This is a genomic window from Rhodobacter flavimaris, from assembly GCF_021378075.1.
Classification (GTDB): domain Bacteria; phylum Pseudomonadota; class Alphaproteobacteria; order Rhodobacterales; family Rhodobacteraceae; genus Rhodobacter; species Rhodobacter flavimaris.
In genome coordinates, this window is sequence record NZ_JAJUOS010000002.1 from 183,381 (window position 1) to 200,103 (window position 16,723).

13 protein-coding genes and 2 pseudogenes are annotated in these 16,723 nt (G+C 60.7%); 4 read left to right on the top strand and 11 right to left on the bottom strand.

The features are described from left to right. Positions 1 to 40: 40 nt before the first annotated feature. The 5 genes from LZA78_RS03560 to acsA form a co-directional block, all read right to left on the bottom strand. On the bottom strand, positions 41 to 691 hold the full coding sequence (locus LZA78_RS03560; RefSeq protein WP_233675574.1) for a phosphoribosyltransferase: 651 nt from the start codon (positions 689 to 691) through the stop codon (positions 41 to 43). 185 nt (positions 692 to 876) lie between these two features. After that, the gene (locus LZA78_RS03565; RefSeq protein WP_233675575.1) at positions 877 to 1,140 is read right to left on the bottom strand and encodes an acyl carrier protein; all 264 of its coding nucleotides are present in this window, start codon (positions 1,138 to 1,140) and stop codon (positions 877 to 879) included. Further along, positions 1,137 to 2,270, bottom strand: coding sequence for a dihydrolipoamide acetyltransferase family protein (locus LZA78_RS03570; protein ID WP_233675576.1), 1,134 nt, complete (start codon positions 2,268 to 2,270; stop codon positions 1,137 to 1,139). Before LZA78_RS03570 ends, LZA78_RS03565 begins: the two co-directional genes overlap by 4 nt. Beyond that, positions 2,270 to 4,267, bottom strand: a complete 1,998-nt coding sequence (gene pdhA, locus LZA78_RS03575; protein ID WP_233675577.1) for a pyruvate dehydrogenase (acetyl-transferring) E1 component subunit alpha — start codon at positions 4,265 to 4,267, stop codon at positions 2,270 to 2,272. The genes LZA78_RS03570 and pdhA overlap by 1 nt, the downstream gene beginning before the upstream one ends. Next, positions 4,264 to 6,003, bottom strand: a complete 1,740-nt coding sequence (acsA, locus tag LZA78_RS03580) for an acetate--CoA ligase (protein WP_233675578.1) — start codon at positions 6,001 to 6,003, stop codon at positions 4,264 to 4,266. Before acsA ends, pdhA begins: the two co-directional genes overlap by 4 nt. 416 nt (positions 6,004 to 6,419) lie before the next feature. On the opposite strand from acsA, the gene LZA78_RS03585 reads away from it, so the two are divergent. From LZA78_RS03585 to LZA78_RS03595, 3 genes are all read left to right on the top strand, one after another. Beyond that, the gene (locus LZA78_RS03585) at positions 6,420 to 6,944 is read left to right on the top strand and encodes a hypothetical protein (RefSeq protein ID WP_233675579.1); all 525 of its coding nucleotides are present in this window, start codon (positions 6,420 to 6,422) and stop codon (positions 6,942 to 6,944) included. Further along, entirely contained in the window at positions 6,944 to 8,530 is a 1,587-nt protein-coding gene (locus LZA78_RS03590) for a glycosyltransferase (RefSeq protein ID WP_233675580.1), read from the top strand. The genes LZA78_RS03585 and LZA78_RS03590 overlap by 1 nt, the downstream gene beginning before the upstream one ends. A gap of 98 nt (positions 8,531 to 8,628) precedes the next feature. Continuing rightward, entirely contained in the window at positions 8,629 to 10,035 is a 1,407-nt protein-coding gene (locus tag LZA78_RS03595) for a nucleotide sugar dehydrogenase (RefSeq protein ID WP_233675581.1), read from the top strand. A 121-nt stretch (positions 10,036 to 10,156) separates the two neighbouring features. On the opposite strand, the pseudogene LZA78_RS03600 reads toward LZA78_RS03595, so the two are convergent. Continuing rightward, a pseudogene (locus tag LZA78_RS03600) lies at positions 10,157 to 11,257 on the bottom strand (IS3 family transposase). Between the two features lie 269 nt (positions 11,258 to 11,526). Between LZA78_RS03600 and LZA78_RS03605 the strand changes: the two are divergent. Beyond that, the gene (locus LZA78_RS03605; RefSeq protein ID WP_233675582.1) at positions 11,527 to 12,516 is read left to right on the top strand and encodes a leishmanolysin-related zinc metalloendopeptidase; all 990 of its coding nucleotides are present in this window, start codon (positions 11,527 to 11,529) and stop codon (positions 12,514 to 12,516) included. A gap of 113 nt (positions 12,517 to 12,629) precedes the next feature. Here LZA78_RS03605 and LZA78_RS18050 read toward each other — a convergent pair. From LZA78_RS18050 to LZA78_RS03630, 5 genes and pseudogenes are all read right to left on the bottom strand, one after another. Beyond that, positions 12,630 to 13,311 (bottom strand): annotated as a pseudogene (locus LZA78_RS18050) (IS6 family transposase); the annotation flags it as partial. A gap of 104 nt (positions 13,312 to 13,415) precedes the next feature. Further along, positions 13,416 to 14,345, bottom strand: coding sequence for a Gfo/Idh/MocA family protein (locus LZA78_RS03615; RefSeq protein ID WP_233675583.1), 930 nt, complete (start codon positions 14,343 to 14,345; stop codon positions 13,416 to 13,418). Continuing rightward, positions 14,342 to 15,223 carry an SMP-30/gluconolactonase/LRE family protein gene (locus LZA78_RS03620; RefSeq protein ID WP_233675584.1) on the bottom strand — a complete coding sequence of 294 codons (882 nt, stop codon included), beginning with the start codon at positions 15,221 to 15,223 and terminating at the stop codon, positions 14,342 to 14,344. Before LZA78_RS03620 ends, LZA78_RS03615 begins: the two co-directional genes overlap by 4 nt. Next, positions 15,220 to 15,843: a 2-dehydro-3-deoxy-6-phosphogalactonate aldolase gene (locus LZA78_RS03625; protein ID WP_233675585.1), complete on the bottom strand. Its 624-nt coding sequence runs from the start codon at positions 15,841 to 15,843 to the stop codon at positions 15,220 to 15,222. The genes LZA78_RS03620 and LZA78_RS03625 overlap by 4 nt, the downstream gene beginning before the upstream one ends. After that, entirely contained in the window at positions 15,840 to 16,721 is an 882-nt protein-coding gene (locus tag LZA78_RS03630; RefSeq protein WP_233675586.1) for a 2-dehydro-3-deoxygalactonokinase, read from the bottom strand. The genes LZA78_RS03625 and LZA78_RS03630 overlap by 4 nt, the downstream gene beginning before the upstream one ends. Between the last annotated feature and the right edge of the window lie 2 nt (positions 16,722 to 16,723).

Consider the following 16,723-nt stretch of genomic DNA (forward strand, 5'->3'; position numbering starts at 1 on the left):
CTCCGCTCAACGGTGTTTCCTCTGACAAGGCATCAAGGCCTCATCCCTGTTGCAGCAGGTCGATCGTCTCTTCGTCGGTTAGCTGGTGAAAATCGTCATAGAATGCGCCCACCCCGTAGAACCGGATCGCAGAATTCAGGCAGATGACCTGATCGGCCAACTCCTCGAACTCTGGGATGACAGAGACGGGTGCAACCGGGACCGCAATGACGACCTTTGATGCGCCCTGCTGCCGGAGACCCAGCAGCGCGGCTTTCATCGTTGCCCCCGTCGCCAGGCCATCATCGACTACCACCGCCGTCCGCCCCTTGGGCGAGACCTGCTTGCGCGTCCCGAGATATCGAGTGCGGCGGCGCTCCAGTTCCTGCAGTTCGTGCTCGGTTTCCTGGCGGAGATAATCCGCATTGGCTCCGGAGTGCCGCTGGACCATTTCGTTGATCACTGTCTGCGGGTTCTCTCCGTCGACCACGGCGCCCAGCGCCAATTCCGGTGCGCCCGGCGCGCTAATTTTGCGCACGAAAACCAGATCGAGCGGAGCGTCGAGCGCAAGGGCGACCTCCAGCGCCACGGGCACACCCCCACGCGGCAGGGCATAGACGACAGGCTGTTCGAGCCCGGCATCTGCAAGCCGCGCACCAAGCTGGCGTCCAGCTTCGGCGCGATCGGAAAAGCGCATTTCCTCCTCGATCATGACACGCTCCTCTCCTTGGCGCAGGCCCGATCGCCGGTGGAACCCATAGTCGGGCGTATGATGAGAGCGATCGCAAGCCTAGCATGCCCGACCGCCCACTGGGTTGATCCATCTCAGCAGAGCGCCGAAAAACGGTACTGCTCGGCTCTACCGGTCACTATCGAGGTCACCGGTCGAAAAGCCCGTCAGATCAGGCGATCGCTCTCGCCCGGCAGGTTTCCGAGATAGGCGACTGCAAGATCTGCCGTTGCGATCTGCGGGTAGTCCGCCTCAGGGATGTCCCTTCCGAACCGCTTGGAAAGCGCAATCACGAGGTTGAGCACATCCATGGAGTCAAGTTCGAGATCGTCCTGCAGATGGTCGCCTCCGCTGATCGTGGCGGCGTCGAGATCCGGTGCGACGCGGATCAGCTCCTCGATATAACTCTTGCGGATTTCATCTTCGGTCATAGCGCTTCCGGGGTTTGAAGAAACTTGTCTACGGCCAGTAGGAACTTGGCGCCAAGGCGACCATCGCTGACGCGGTGATCGGCGGCAAGGATCAGCGTGACGGCGGTGGCTGCAACTACCGCTCCGTGCCTCACCAGCGCCATCGGTTGCGGCCCACCGGCAGTGACCAGGGCAACCTGCGGCGGCACGATAATTCCGGCCATTGCCTCAACCCCGCTGTCGCCAAGCCCCGAAAAGGTGAGCGTGGCCATGCTCATCTCGGAACTCTTCAAGCGGCCTGCTCGGGTCCGCGTAGTGACATCTCGCATCGCGGCCATCAGCGCCGAGAGATCGAGCTTGTCGGCATTCAGGATCGCCGGGGCCATCAGACCGCCGCCCCGCAGCGCCACGGCAAGCCCAAGGTGGACCTCAGCCGAAGGCTCGAAGCGGTCGGCAGCGTAATGACCATTCACCTCGGGCACGGCAGCCGCAGCCAATGCGATCGCCTTCGCCAACAGCGCGCCCATCAGCAGCCGTTCTTCCGGAGGACGAGTCGCATTCGCGGCATCCAGCCAATCGGACGCCGCACTCAGATCGACCGTGTGGCTAACGTAGTAATGCGGGATCTCGCGCTTGGACCGTGCCATGGCAGTCGCAATTGCCTTGCGCATTTCAGAGAGATAGGCGGCGCGGTCCGAGGCAGCTGCGATGGGCTCGGGTGACACTTTGCTTGTCTCGACATCTGCCAGAACGATAGCCCCGCCCGGCCCGCTGCCCTTGAGGCGCGCAAGATCAATGCCAAGCTCTGCCGCCCTTGCCCGCGCCGCAGGTGACGCGGCAATCCCGGTACTGGAAATCGACGGCGCTCTAGATGGCTTGGCGGGCATGGGCGCTGGCACCTCTTGGTCCACCTCGCCCGCCGCCGCAATGATCGCCAGTGGGGAGCCGACCGAAAGGGTCTGCCCGGGTTCGGCAAGCAGTTTCGCGACCGTGCCATCCTCGAAGACCTCGATTTCGATGGCCCCCTTCTGGGTCTCGACCACCGCTACGATATCGCCATGCGTTACGGCATCGCCCGGTTTCACAAGCCATTCGACGAGCGTTCCCGCCTCCATGTCCGCGCCGAGAGAGGGCATGCTGAACACAGCCATCAGTCTTTCCCCAAGGCCGCTTTCGCCGCCGCGACAATCGCGGGGACCTGCGGCAGAGCGGCATCTTCCAAATGCTTGGGATAGGGAATGGGCACCTCGGCCGTGCACACCCGGCCCACCGGGGCATCGAGATGCCAGAAGGCCTGCTCGCCGATCCGTGCCGCGATCTCGGCAGAGATCGAACCCGACCGCCAGCCCTCATCCACGATCACGGCCCGGCGGGTGCGGGCAAGGGATTGCATGATCGTGGCATCGTCAAGTGGCCGGAGCACGCGCAGGTCTATGACCTCGGCCTCGATCCCCTCGGCAGCAAGCTTGTCGGCGGCCTCGAGCGTTTTGAAGAGCGACCCGCCATAGGTGATCAGGCTGACATCACGACCCGGGCGCCGGATCGCCGCCTTGTCGATCTCGACGGGCCCGGCATTGACCGCAAGCTTGCCGGTCATGTTGTAGAGCATGACGTTCTCGAAGATCAGCACCGGGTCAGGCTCCTGAAGCGCTGTCCACAGCATCCCGCGCGCATCCTCGAGCGTTGCCGGAGCCAGGATACGCAGCCCAGGAATATGTGCATACCAACCCTCGAGCGAATGCGAATGCTGCGCCGCGAGTTGCTTGCCCGCGCCGGTGGCCAGGCGAATGACCAGCGGGACGCCGAACTGACCGCCCGACATGTGACGGATTGTGGCCGCAGTATTCATGATCTGGTCAAGCGCCAGCAGGGAGAAGTTCACCGTCATAAGTTCCACGATCGGACGCATCCCTGCTGCGGCCGCGCCGATACCGGCACCGGTGAACCCAGACTCTGACAGGGGCGTGTCTCGGATGCGCTCCTCGCCGAATTCCGCCATCAACCCCTTGGAAACCGCGTAGCACCCACCGTAGGCGCCTACATCTTCACCCATCATGAAAACCCGCTCGTCACGCTTCAACGCTTCGCGGATCGCCTGCTTGACCGCCTCGCGATAGGTTATCTCAACCGTCTCGGGCGATGGTTCCGGTTGCGGCGGAGGCTCCGGACGCGCTTCGGACATGACGTGTCGGGTCAGGTCGGCGACAGGCTCCCAATCGCTGGTCTCGGCAAACTCGACCGCGGCGGCGACCTCGGCATCCACCTCGGCCTCGATCTGCGCGATCTCTTCCTTGTGGATCAGTTTGTTCTGAACGAGCCAGCCCTGAAAGCGCACGATCGGCCCCTTTTCACGCCACAGGGCCACCTCCTCCTTGTCACGGTATAGCTGGGCGTCGAACATCGAATGCGCGCGAAAGCGGTAGGTCAGGCATTCTAGAAACCGGGGCCTGCCCGTTTCGCGAATGTGTGCAAGAGCGCGGCGCGCCGCGGCCTCCACCGCGACGACATTCATCCCGTCGATCTGCTCGGCCTCCATTGAATAGGCGGCGGCCTTGGCGTGGATATCGGTTTCGGCTTCCGTCCGCTTCAGCGCCGAGCCCATGGCGTAACCGTTGTTCTCGCAGACGAAGAGAACTGGCAGATCCCACAACTCGGCAAGGTTCATCGCTTCGTGAAACTCGCCTTCGGCCACCGCGCCCTCGCCAAAGAAGCAGGCGGTAACATTGGTCTCGCCCATCATCTTGTCGCGCAGCGCTAATCCCACGGCCAGCGGAAGCCCGCCGCCAACGATGGCGTTCCCCCCGTAGAAGTTTTTCCCGGCGTCAAAGATATGCATCGATCCGCCGCGCCCGCCCGACGTGCCTGTCGCCTTGCCGAACATCTCGGCCATGACCGCGTTCATCGCTACGCCACGCGCCAGTGCATGGCCATGCTCCCGGTAGGTCGCGACGATCCGATCCGCTGGCGCCAGTGTCGAGATCACCCCCGCCGCAACGGCCTCCTCGCCGTCATAGAGGTGGAGAAAACCGCGGATCTTCTCCTGAGTATAGAGTTCCGCGCACTTGTCCTCGAAATGTCGGATACGGATCATCATCGCGAGAAGTTCGCGGGAATGCTCGCGGGTCAGATGGGCTTTCACATCGCTCATGTCTCATCGCTCTCCAGCGTGGAAATGTCGCCTTCGGGAAGGCCAAGCTCACGCGCCTTCAGCAGCCGACGCATGATCTTGCCCGATCGGGTCTTCGGCAAAGTCTTGCGGAAAGCCACCTCGCGCGGCGCGACGGAGGGGCCGAGTTTTTTGCGGGCCAGACCGCGAATGTCGCGCTCAAGTTCCTCTGAGGGTTCGTATCCCGGGTTCAGGGCGACATATGCCTTGACCACCTCGCCCGCAGTTTCGTCAGGCAGGCCAATCACAGCAGCTTCGGCTACCGCCGGATGCTCGATCAGGGCGCTTTCGACTTCGAAGGGGCCGATCAGGTGGCCCGACGACTTGATCAGATCGTCGGCGCGACCGACGAACCAGAAGTAACCCTCGGCGTCGCGCACTGCGAGGTCACCCGAAAGATACCAGCCACTGGCGAAGCATTTCTTGTAACGCGCTTCCTCATGCAGATAGGCCCGCATCATCGAGGGCCAGCCCTGGCGCAGCGCAAGCTCGCCGATCTCTCCCGGGGCGCATTCGCGCACCTCGTCGCCGTCGCGCTCGACTATACCTGCCTCAATACCTGGCAGAGGCTTGCCCATAGAACCAGGATGAATATCCATCGCCGCGGTGTTGGCGATCATGATCCCTCCGGTTTCGGTCTGCCACCAGTTGTCATGGAACGGCCTGCCAAAGACCTCGTTTCCCCAGACAACGGCTTCGGGGTTCAACGGCTCCCCCACCGAAGCCATGAACCTGAGCGCCGAGAAATCGTAGCGCGCCGCCACATCCTTTCCCGCCCGCATCATCATCCTGATCGCGGTCGGGGCCGTGTACCAGACCTCGACCTTCTGATCCTGCAAAATGGAATACCAGCGCTCAGGGTCGAAATCCGCCTCGTCGATTATCATGCACACCCGGTTGACGAGCGGCGAGATGATTCCGAACGACGTCCCTGTCACCCAGCCTGGATCGGCAGTGCACCAGTAACGCCGGCCGGGAACTAGTTCGAGCGCATAGCGACCTGCGGCGGCATGCATCACCACGGCCTTGTGAACATGCACTGCCCCCTTGGGCCGCCCGGTCGTGCCCGAGGTAAAATGGATCAGCGCAGGATCCTCGGGCCGGGTCTGAACGATATCGAATTGGTCCGAAACCCCTGCCATCGCGGGTCCGAGCGCAACGCACCCCTCTGGCGCCTCATCGCCGATGATCAAAACGAGCTTGAGCGAGGGGAACTCTTCGCGCCACGCGGCTATCTTGCGGCGGTAGATCGCAGCGGTTGTGACCAAGGCTTTGGCCTCGCCGATCTCTATTCGCATTCGGATCGGATCGGGTCCGAAGGCCCAAAAGAGCGGCGAGAAGACCATGCCCGCCTTCAGCGTCCCGAGCGCGGCGATATAGAGATCAGGAACGCGTTCGGCGATGGCAAAGAGCCGGTCGCCAGGACGCAAGCCATTCGCCACCATCAAATTGGCAAATCGCGCGGTTTCAGATGCGAGGTCGGCGTAGCTCAGTCGCCTCGTCCGGCCATCCTTGCCAAACCAGCAGATGGCCTCCTCCGCACCGTGCCCGGCCGCAACATGACGATCGATCGCTTCATAGGCGATATTGAGACCACCGCCTGGCAGACCATCAAGCATCGACTCGGCGTCAGCCCAAGTGAACTGCGCACGTACAGCCTCAGTCAGCGTAGCGGACGACCTTTCGGCCGCCGTCTTGCGGATAACCTCCCAAGTCATACTCCCCCCTCGCCGAACTAATGCCGCCCACTGATCCCCGGCTCAACCGATGCGAGTGCTCATTCCAGAAGCAGTATGAAGGCCAATCTACACCAAAAACCGCGACGACTTATTGATGTCGATCATTGTGCCTTCTACGGCGCTGTCAGCACCTCGCTCTCTTGATTGACAGGACGCAACAGGTCGCGGCGCTAGACCCTGTTCTTCACGAATATCTCGTCGAGATGTCCTCCCCATTTGGCTCGAATTCATACCGGCGGCGCGGCGCTTCGGGGTCTCGGAGGCAAGCATCCAACCAAACATGCGGCGGGCGAAAATTGTTCACCTTTCGTCACAGTTTTGCCCAGCTATTTATTAATTGTTTCGATTTAGATGCAAATGGACGGGAATCGATGCACATCAGGTATGAGCCTGCATTGCCGGACGTCAGCTATATGGTCCGGGCACCGCTGATCCTCGACGTCGAGGGACAGCGCATCGGCTCTATTGATCGCTGGTCTTTGGAAGGCATCGCATTGACCCCGGAATTGGACAATGTTGCCGGTTTTGGGCTCCTGACCATACCATTCCATGGTTTCGGCATCACGCTTCAGGTGCAACTCGTCCGCGATCAGCAGGCCGGCATTCTGCGGTTCATCAACCTCGGCAACCGGGAGTTCGGCGTTCTGTGGCATTTCTACCGGGAGATCGTCACCGGCCGCGCAATCAGCATAGACCGCATGATCAGCGCGATGGACGTGCCGCTCGACCTTGTTCCCATGCAGGAAACCGCTTCCGAGCGGAAGGCCGGGCAGGCTTCGGTCCTGCCGCGGTTCCTGCGCACGGCCTTCTTCGTTTGCCTGTTTTCCGGAATGGCCTTCCTGGCCTATCGCCCCATCGTGATGCCCGCCGTGGCCGAGTATTGCGCCGACGTCGGGCCTCGGTTGATGGCGTCGCGCTGATGACCCTTCTCGCGTTTCCCGAAGAAAATCTCGAACAGGACATAGCCCGGCGGGTCACCGAGTTGAATCGGGAGTTTGCCAGCGGTGTTCCCAAGTGGCGGCTCAGGGATATCGTGGCGCTTGGGCTCATACTGGGCTTTTGCGTCCTGGGGTTCCTGTACCAATGGAATTCTGGCTACGATCCGCGTCAGCATGGCTTGCTCCCTATCTTGGGGGCGCTCGGGCTTTGGCGGTATGGGTGGTGGTTCAACCATGCGCGCAGGGCGAGAAAGTTTGGGCACCACAAATGGCCTGAAATGCGGGAACGGCGGGACGAGGTCTGGAACAGTGGCTGGCGCCCCGGGCATTTGCATATCCAAATGACTACCTTTTTCGAGGAACCGGCCATCACGCGACACGTGATGCGCGCACTTTTCGATCAGATCCGCGAGGCTGGTCTGACGGCAACGATCTACGTCGGCACCGGGGGGCGCCAGGACGAGGAGATTATCGAAGAAATCGCCTTCGAAGAGGCCCCCGACCTTGACGCGCAGATCGTCTTCGTGCGCCAGAACCAACCCGGAAAACGTATGGCGATCGGGTTGGTGATGCGGGCCATCATGCGCGTTGCGCCGGAAGACGACGACGTGATCGTCTTTATGGACGGCGACACAATCTTCGCGCCCAATGCGCTCGCGCGCAGCTGCGCGATGTTCGGCGCAGATCCCGGGCTTGATGCACTGACCACTAACGAAGAGGCCATCGTCTATGGTCCCGGCTGGTTCAGGCGGTTGCTTAACCTGCGATTTGCCCAACGCCGCCTCGCCATGCAGAGCCATGTCATGAGCGACAAGGTCCTGACGCTCACTGGCCGCATGAGTATGTTCCGCGCCGGCGCAATCACCAACATTGAGTTCATTCGGACGATCGAAGCCGATCATCTGGACCACTGGCTCTGGGGGCGCTTCCGCTTTCTGTCGGGCGACGACAAGAGCACCTGGTACTACATGCTCAAGCGGCGCTCGAAGATGGCCTACGTCCCTGACGCCTATGTCTACACAGTCGAGATCATCCAGGGCACAGGCGTCCGGCGCATGGTACAGAACCTACGCAGATGGTCAGGAAACATGCTGCGCAACGGCTCGCGCGCTCTGAGCCTGGGCCCCCGGCGCGTTGGGATGTTCATTTGGTGGTGCGTGCTGGATCAGAAGCTCGCCATTTGGACGACACTTGTCAGCCCGGCACTGCTGCTCTTAGCGGTTTTTCTTGAGCCCCGCTTCCTGATGCCGGCGATCCTCTGGGTCATCTCATCACGTCTGGTGCTTAGCGTCTATCTGTTCCGCTATGCGAGAAATGCCGACATGACATGGCCATTCCTGCTCTATGGAAACCAGTTGGTGAACGCCCTCGTGAAGTCCTACATGACGTTCTTTCCGCAGAACCAGGCGTGGGCAAATCGCGGCGGGCAACGCGCCGGCGGCGGCGAAGGCTGGATACAACGGGCCAAGTCTGCCTTTGCACTGTTTCAGTACGTCACCGCCATGCTGGTCTTCTTATTCATGACGGCGTGGATCGTTGGCAGCAGCGAAACATTCGGCGCATTCTGAGAAAATTATCCACAAATACCATTCAATCGCCGCAATTCGACCCGATTCACTGTCCATTCACGAAGATGAGCGAGTTAACCATTTGAAAGTTCATCCGAATGATCAGGAACGATGCCGCCATCAAGCGCCGGAAGGCCGTGGAATTCGAACCGTGGCTGACTGCCCCGAAACCCTCCATCAGCGTCGTCGGTCTCGGCTATGTCGGCGCCGTGACATGCGGATGCCTTTCTGAACTCGGCCATAGAATTGTCGGTGTCGATATCGACCCGGAAAAGGTTACCTCGATTGAAAATGGCCAATCACCGATGCATGAAAACGGCCTGGAGACCCTGCTCAAGAGGGGCGTATCCGCGCGGCGGATCGAGGCGACGACGGATCTTGGCGCGGCGGTGGCCGAGTCAGACGTGACGTTTGTTTCCGTTGGGACACCGACGGCACACGACGGCTCCTGCGATCTGTCCGGCCTCGTGGCCGTGGCCAAAGCGATCGGTACGGCACTGCGGAAGAAGCTTGGCTTTCACATCGTCGTCCTGAGGTGTTCAGTCCCGCCCGGTACGACGCAGGGCGTCATGGCGCAGCGCATCGCAAAGTGGAGCGGAAAGTCACTTGGCACCGACTTCGGCCTGGCATTTGTTCCGGAATTCCTGCGCGAAGGTGTGGCCATCGCCGACTTCAATGCCCCCCCGAAAACGGTGATCGGCGCGAGCGACGCCCGCACACGCGAGGTGGTCTCGAGGATTTTCCGTCCCATCGACAATTGCCCGATCTTCACAGAAATCGAAACTGCGGAGATGGTGAAATATGTCGATAACGTCTGGCACGCCACCAAGGTGAGTTTCGCGAACGAGGTAGGGCGGCTTGCAAAATCCATGCAGATCGACGGTCGAGCGGTAATGGATATCTTCTGCAGGGACACCAAGCTCAACCTGTCGCCCTATTACTTGAAACCGGGTTTTGCCTATGGAGGCTCCTGCCTGCCCAAAGAGGTCCGAGCCTTTGCGCATTTGGCAGCGCAGCAAGGCGTCGAACTGCCGCTGGTCAACAGTTTGGCCAAATCGAACGAGGCACAAATTGACGCCGCGATGAGCCTCATCCGTGCAAGCGGCGCGCACCGGGTCGGGATCTTGGGCCTGGCGTTCAAGCCGGGCACCGACGATCTAAGGGAAAGCCCGGCGGTAGAGATCGTGACGCGACTGTTGGATTGCGGAATGGACATCGTCGCGCATGACCACTGCCTCTCGCCAAAGCCCTGCGCAATCGCTGCGAAACCGGCACGCCCAAAACGTCCGCGCGTCGGCCTGAGCGACGAACTCGACGCGCGCCTTGACGGGATGTTGCTGGCAGACCCCGCAGAGGTCGTAAAGAGCTGCGATATCGTCTTTGTTACGCACGACTTGCCTCGTTACCGTGATCTTCTTGGCGATACGCGAAAGTTGGTCATCGACGTGGCCCGGTTGATGGATAAGACCTCAAGACCGCATAGCTACGAAGGAATTGGCTGGTAGACGCAAACGCCTTCAAGCTTGACCTGCACCGTCAGAATCTAAGAACTGGCCAAGAGGTGCTGGCAGACTTGCTCTGCCTACCAACTCTGGACCACCCGAGGCTGGAGTTTTCGGGCTTTGTTCACGATGACGGGCTGGTTCCGTCACCGGGAAAGTGCAATGCGCTGGGGACGTTATATCCGATGGCGCTGTGCGGTCTGTCGTCGTTCTAGTGTCTACGCCAATCCTCCAGCTTTTCGACGGCACCTGCAAGGCTCATGAACCAATGTGCGTTCAGGCATTCGGACATGAACTTGCTATTGAACGCCTCGATGAACCCGTTGTCCGTTGGTTTGCCTGGCCGCGAGAAGTCCAAGGTCACACCCTTTGCGTAGGCCCACAGATCGAGGTTGCGAGACACCAACTCTGTGCCATTATCGCCCCTTATTGTCTTCGGGTAACCGATCCGGCCGCACACTTTTCCAGTGTCTTTACGACATCCTCGCCACGGTAGCTGAAGCATGCATCCAGCGCCGGACAGAAGCGCGAGTGGGTGTCGACGACCGTCAGAATGCGCAACTTCTGCCCCAGAGCCAACTGGTCGTGAACAAAGTCCTTCGCCCAGACATCGTTCGGCCCGACGGCCTCAGCGCGTTCCTCTCGTAGCTTAGCCTTCACGCGCCGCTTCGGTGTCGTATTCCGCAACTGCATGCCCATTGCCTTGTAAACACTGTAGGTTTTCTTGACGCTATGGCGCCAACCCTCGCGATCAAGGACAACATGCACGCGCCGGTATCCATACCGGACACGCGTTTCGCAGATCTCTTTGATGCGCGCCTTCAGCGCTGCCGGATCGGTGCGGCGGGATTGGTAGTGATAGCTGGAACAGTCAAAACGAAGGGCCCCACAAGCCCTGCGGATCGAAACCGCCCAATCTGCGCACATCCCGCAGACAAGTTCACGCGACCGTTCCGGCTTCAGAGCTTCGGCGGATGACATCTTGAAGCATTTCACGGTCCAGCGTCAGGTCCGCGACAATCTTCTTCAGCCGCGCATTCTCGTCTTCGAGCAGCTTCAAACGCCGCATCTCGTCTGGCAGCAGCCCACCATATTTTTTCTTCCAGTTGAAGTAGGTCGCCTGACTGATCCCAGCCTTTCGGCAGATCTCGGCGACAGGCATCCCGTCTTCGCCTTGCCGCAAGATGAACGCCTTCTGTGCCTCCGTGAATTTCGATGCTTTCATACGTTTCCGCTCCTTTCCCAGCCAGGAAAGACTAACCGAAAACTCCAGCTTCAAATGGTCCAGTTTTCAGCAGGCAGAGCACGGTTATGAGTCCTGACCCTAGGAGCATAAACAATCCTTATTAATTCGCCGCATTGACCAGCCGCGAGCACCAATCGCGCACACGATTGAGTCAAATTCCTTTCGTTTCGTGCGAGCTTAGAGTTACTCTTTGAAAGAGAACTCGTCTGTCTTTTATCGGAAACGCTGAAGTCGAAGGGGAGAGTCCAATGTCCTATGCGAGCAAGGGAAGTTTCCTGGACTACGTTAAATCGTCGGGCCAAGGGGCGTCGGACCTCTATCGATCAGATAACGCAAGCCACCTGACCGGACTGGTCAGTGGTGACTTAACCATGATCGACACCAGCGGAGATGCAAGGGGCAGCAAGGGCCCGCCGAGTGGACCGGGCCCGATCATTGAGGACACGGAGATCGTCACGGATGTCTACATCACCGGCACTGGCGACTGGATCGCCATCACAGGCACCGGCGACGGCATCGACGATAGCCAGCAATACAATATCGAGATCAGGTTCGTCGGTGAGTGGTCAGATGAGCTCAAGGCCGTCTTCATCGCCTCTGCTGATTACTTGGCGTCTTTGATCGCCGAAGACATCCCGGATGCGATTGATGGCTCCGGAAACCTTTATGACGATCTGGTCATTACCGCCGACCTCGACGCCATTGATGGCGTTGGCGGTATCTTGGGACAGGCCGGACCGACCGGGATCCGCTCGGACACGGGGCTACCCGCGGTCGGTGAGATGACCTTCGATCAGGCTGATGCAGTCAAATACTACAATCTGGGACTGTTCGACGACATCGTCCTTCACGAGATGATGCACGTCATGGGGGTTGGTACCCTTTGGGATTACAACAACCTCGTAACCACCCAGGTCATCGACGACAACAATACCAAGAAACCGACCGATGATATCGTGACGAGTGTCTACACCGGTGCAGCCGCAAACCTGGCATACACCGAGGATACCCTGCTATTTGTCGAAACCGACGGCGGATCGGGAACGGCTGGGGGCCATTGGGACGAGGACACCTATAAGGATGAGCTGATGACCGGCTACATCGGCCACCTCGCCGATGACGGGTCATATGACGACACCAACTATCTGTCCGATTGGTCCGTCGCGTCTCTCGCTGATCTTGGATATTTACTTACGACCGGCGCTTCTGGCATCGAGGGCGACGTCGTACTGGGCTAAGCGAGTGAAGCATATCGGCGCGGTTCTCCTCGAAAAGCAGTCTGGTCTAGGACAATCAGCGCTGGCAGACTAATTCTGACCAGTCTCCTCAACGGCGGTATATTAGTCTCTAATGCCTCGCCGAGTTGACGCCACTCGGCATGAGCGGCGGCTCGGTTCGGCTTGAAATATTGTCACGAGCTGAAGCCGCAGTCCTCGTCAAATTGGCTCAAGACGGAGGCATGAACGGCAGCGAATGTCCGGAGCGTTCTCATCCGCCAGAAGCGAAGCTCCTCCTCCCCCCCTTGGAATGGCAAGGGCGAATTCTCCGCATGGTTATTCATCTACCGACCAGCCTGCTCTCGGCCACGGAGACCGAGTTCGTGAAGAGCCGCACCATAAGGGCGTAGACGGTCGGCAACAGCGCGCCAGCCGTACCGTGTAGCCTCAAAGAGTTCTTCAGGAATTTCAAAGTCGCTTTCTTGTCGCGTTTCCTCGTTACCAAGTTCTCGATGACTTCGCCTTCATGATCTACGGCGCTCCACTGGTAGTGGAGCTCGCCACGAATCTTCACGAACAACTCATCGAGATGTTAAATCCAGTGGCTTGATCGCAGACCCTTGACGCGCCGCGTCTAGATCGGCGAAGCTAACAGAAGCCCGAACCGATACTCCAAAATCGGGCCGTCTGTCCCGCTCATGTAGCAGATCCTCGACATTGCGCAGCGTAGCGGAAGGCGGATGTATATCCTCTCGGCAAGCCGGATCACACTTCAGTGCTCGTCTATAAATAGCGGTAGAGAGAGCGTTTCGCCATCCGACGAGGCGACGAAACCACCCTAACTGCCTCAAACACGGCTCCTAAGACAAGCCGCCCTTCACTGCTCGAACGGACTCGCCCTGACAAGCCCTACAGAACGACTACCAGTGGAATGCCTCGACGGTCCGCCGTTCTCCCAAAAGGAACGCATCCGCCACGAGTTGCAATGGAGAGAGGTCTACCTCCGACTGTCCCGATGCAACCAATTCGGCAAAGCGTGCATAGAGCCGACGATATTCCAGATCGACCGAGGTCGAGACCTGCACGCCATCCACATGTAGCTCTGCCCCGCCCAGACGCAGGAGTATCTCTGATCCGTCCGTCTCGACCAAGATATCCCAGGTCTGAGGGCCGGTCTGGCGCCAGTCGAACTCCGCCCGAACCGGTGCTCCGGAACTGGTCACCATATCCATTTGCGCAGCGATCGGGGACTGACGGTTCGCAGGAACCTCAAGCGTCGCCGCGACGGGATGAACGGCGTCAGGCAGGATCCGGGTCAAGACCGAGAGCGCGTTGATGCCGGGATCAAACACGCCGAGCCCGCCGGGCTGCCAGATCCACTCCTGGCCCGGGTGCCAATGACGCACGTCTTCCTTCCAGGTAATTTGCACTCGACGGACCTGGGCCTCGGCAAGCCTTCGGCGCGCCTCTTCCACTGCGGCGGCCTCGCGCGAATGCCAGGTCGCGAACAGCGTAACGCCGTTTTCCTGCGCCAAATGAGCAAGCGCTGTAACCTCGGAGACGCTCGCGCCCGGCGGTTTTTCAAGCATCACATGCCGCCCCGCCCGGATTGCGGCGACGGCCTGTTCGAAGCGGCCCTGCGGTGGCGTGCAGAGCGAAACCGCCTGCAATCCGGGCTCGGCGGCGAGCATCTCGTGGATGTCGTGATAGGCCGGTAAATCGTCGAGTGCCGCGTTCCGGCTTGCGATGGCCACCAGTGCGAGGGCGGGGGTTTCCGCCAGCGATGGAAGATGCTGGTTGCGAGCGATCGTGCCGAGGCCGACAAGGCCAAGCGTGATGGGGGCGGTCATGTGTCGTCTCCGGTCGGTTGCAGGCGGAAGGCGGGCTCGGGTTTGCCCTGCCCGGCGCCCTGCACCTCAAAGGTCGCGCCTGAGAGAGGTGCCTTGGCAAGTGCTTCCGCACTCAGGCCTTGTGTGGCCGAAGTACAAAAGAGCGTTGCGAAATCCGTCCCGCCAAAGGCCGGACAGGTAGTATTCGGGGCGGGCAGCGTGATCCGCCCACCTATTTCGCCAGTGGCGGATACCGAAATCACGGCCCCGGCGCCCCACAGTGCAACCCTCAGGCTGCCATCCGCCATCGTTACGGCCCCATCAGGCCGAAGGCCGAACGCTGTGAAATCCACGAAGACCTCGGGTTCGCGCGCAGGCCAACCTGCCGCGTCCAGCGCCACCCGGTAAAGCGTCGCCCGTGCCGTATCTGCGAAATAGGCGCAAGTTCGATCTGGCGCGAAGCAGATTGCGTTCGGGATCGAAATCCCGTCGAACAGCCGCCGGAGTTGCCCCCCGTAATAGCGGTAGATCGCGCCCGCACCGGGCTCGGCTGACTTGCCCATGGTGCCGATCCAGAATCCGCCCCAAGGATCTGCCCGCCCATCGTTCGAGCGAGTGCGCTTATTATCCGCCTCAAGGGGCTCCAATGGATCAATGGCGCCAGTTTCGAGGGTGAAGACGGCAAGTGCCATCTCGGAAGCGATCAGCAGGCGCCCCGCGTCGATCCATGCTGCGGCAGAGCACATTTCGGCCAAAGCCCACTCACGTGCCACCCCGGTCTCTGGCGAGCGCGCCATTAATCGCTTGCCGGTGATGTCGAACCAAAAAAGTTCGCGCCGCTGTGGGTGCCAGAGAGCCCCTTCGCCCAACCCACAGATCCGTTGATCGAACGGGATCATCTGCCCATCCCTTCGCGTGCGTTGTCGTAGGCCTGCACGATGTTTCGTGCCCTCTCAGCGATTTCAGGGACCGAAAGCCCGGGGGTGTAGAGGGCAGTGCCGATGCCGAACCCATCCGCTCCGGCGGCGAGCCACTCTGCAAAATTGCCCGGGCCCGCGCCACCGACAGCGTAAACCGGAACTCGCCCTGGCAAAACAGCGCGCATCGCCTTCAGGCCCGAGGGACCGGCCATCGCACCGGGGAAGAGCTTCAGCCCAGTGGCGCCCGCCTTGATTGCTGCAAGGGCCTCGGTCGGCGTGAACACGCCGGGCCACGACGCTAGTTTGGAGGCCACCGTGACACCGATCACCTCGGGATCACAGTTGGGCGAGATAATAAGACGGCCGCCGGCGCTTGCGACCTGTCGAACCTCCGAGACCGTGAGCACAGTCCCAGCCCCGATCACCACCTCCGGCCGATTGACGAAAGCCCGCACCATCGCCGTGATCGAGACAAAGGGCGAGGGCGAATTCAGCGGAACCTCAATCGCCAAGATCCCGGCCGACACGAGGGCCTCGGCCACCGGAACAGCCTCGTCAGGTGTGATACCCCGCAGGATTGCAATGATGTTGCGGCTCATCTCGCCATCTCCCCACGCACGACACCAAGCCCCTTGCACACGAGATCGGCACCGTCATGCTGTTTCGAATTCAACCCGGCCACGGCCATGGCTCGCGCATAAAGTGCAATCAGCCCCCCGTTCCCGATCAGCACATAGTCCGCAGCCGCGGGCAAGCGCGCGAGCTCGGCGCCGATCAACATCCCCGAAAGCCGCGCGCGGGCGGCGGCAGGGAGCAGACCTGCAAGCAACCCTTCGGCCCTGATCGAAAAGAGGCGCTCCAGCACGTGCCCCGTCAGCCCGCTCTCGACCCCCTCGACAAATGCCGCATCGACATGCCCGTCTCCCGCAACCGAATGCCTGAGAACCGACTGTCGAGACAGCAGAGCAAAGAGCTCGCCTGTCATGTGCGTGGCGAAACGCACAACCTGCCCCGCCGCGATCTGGACATGCTTGGAATGCGTTCCGGGCAGGATCAGCACGCCCTCGAACTCTGGAACCTGCACCAGAAAGCCCGCGATCTGGGTCTCTTCCCCGCGCATCACGTCGGCCGAGGTCTGCTGCGATAGGCCAGGCACGATTTCAACGCGAATTCGAGGGTCGCGGGTCGGAACGACCTGTGTCTGTCCAGTGGCGACCGGGGCGCAGGGCACGCTTCTGTAAGGGGCCTCGACCCATCCCTGGCGCGCACCGACCATCCCGCATGCGATCACCGGCAGGGTAGCGTCCGTCAGCCACGGATCGATCAGCCGCAGCAGCGCCGGCTCGAACGCATCAGGCGCAAGTTGCGCCATGCCATCCGGCGACTCTGCGCTGGCCAGAGGCACATTACCGCGCATCACGAAGGCACGCAGCTGCGTCGTCCCCCAGTCGACAGCGATCCAGTCGGGCTTTTCCATGC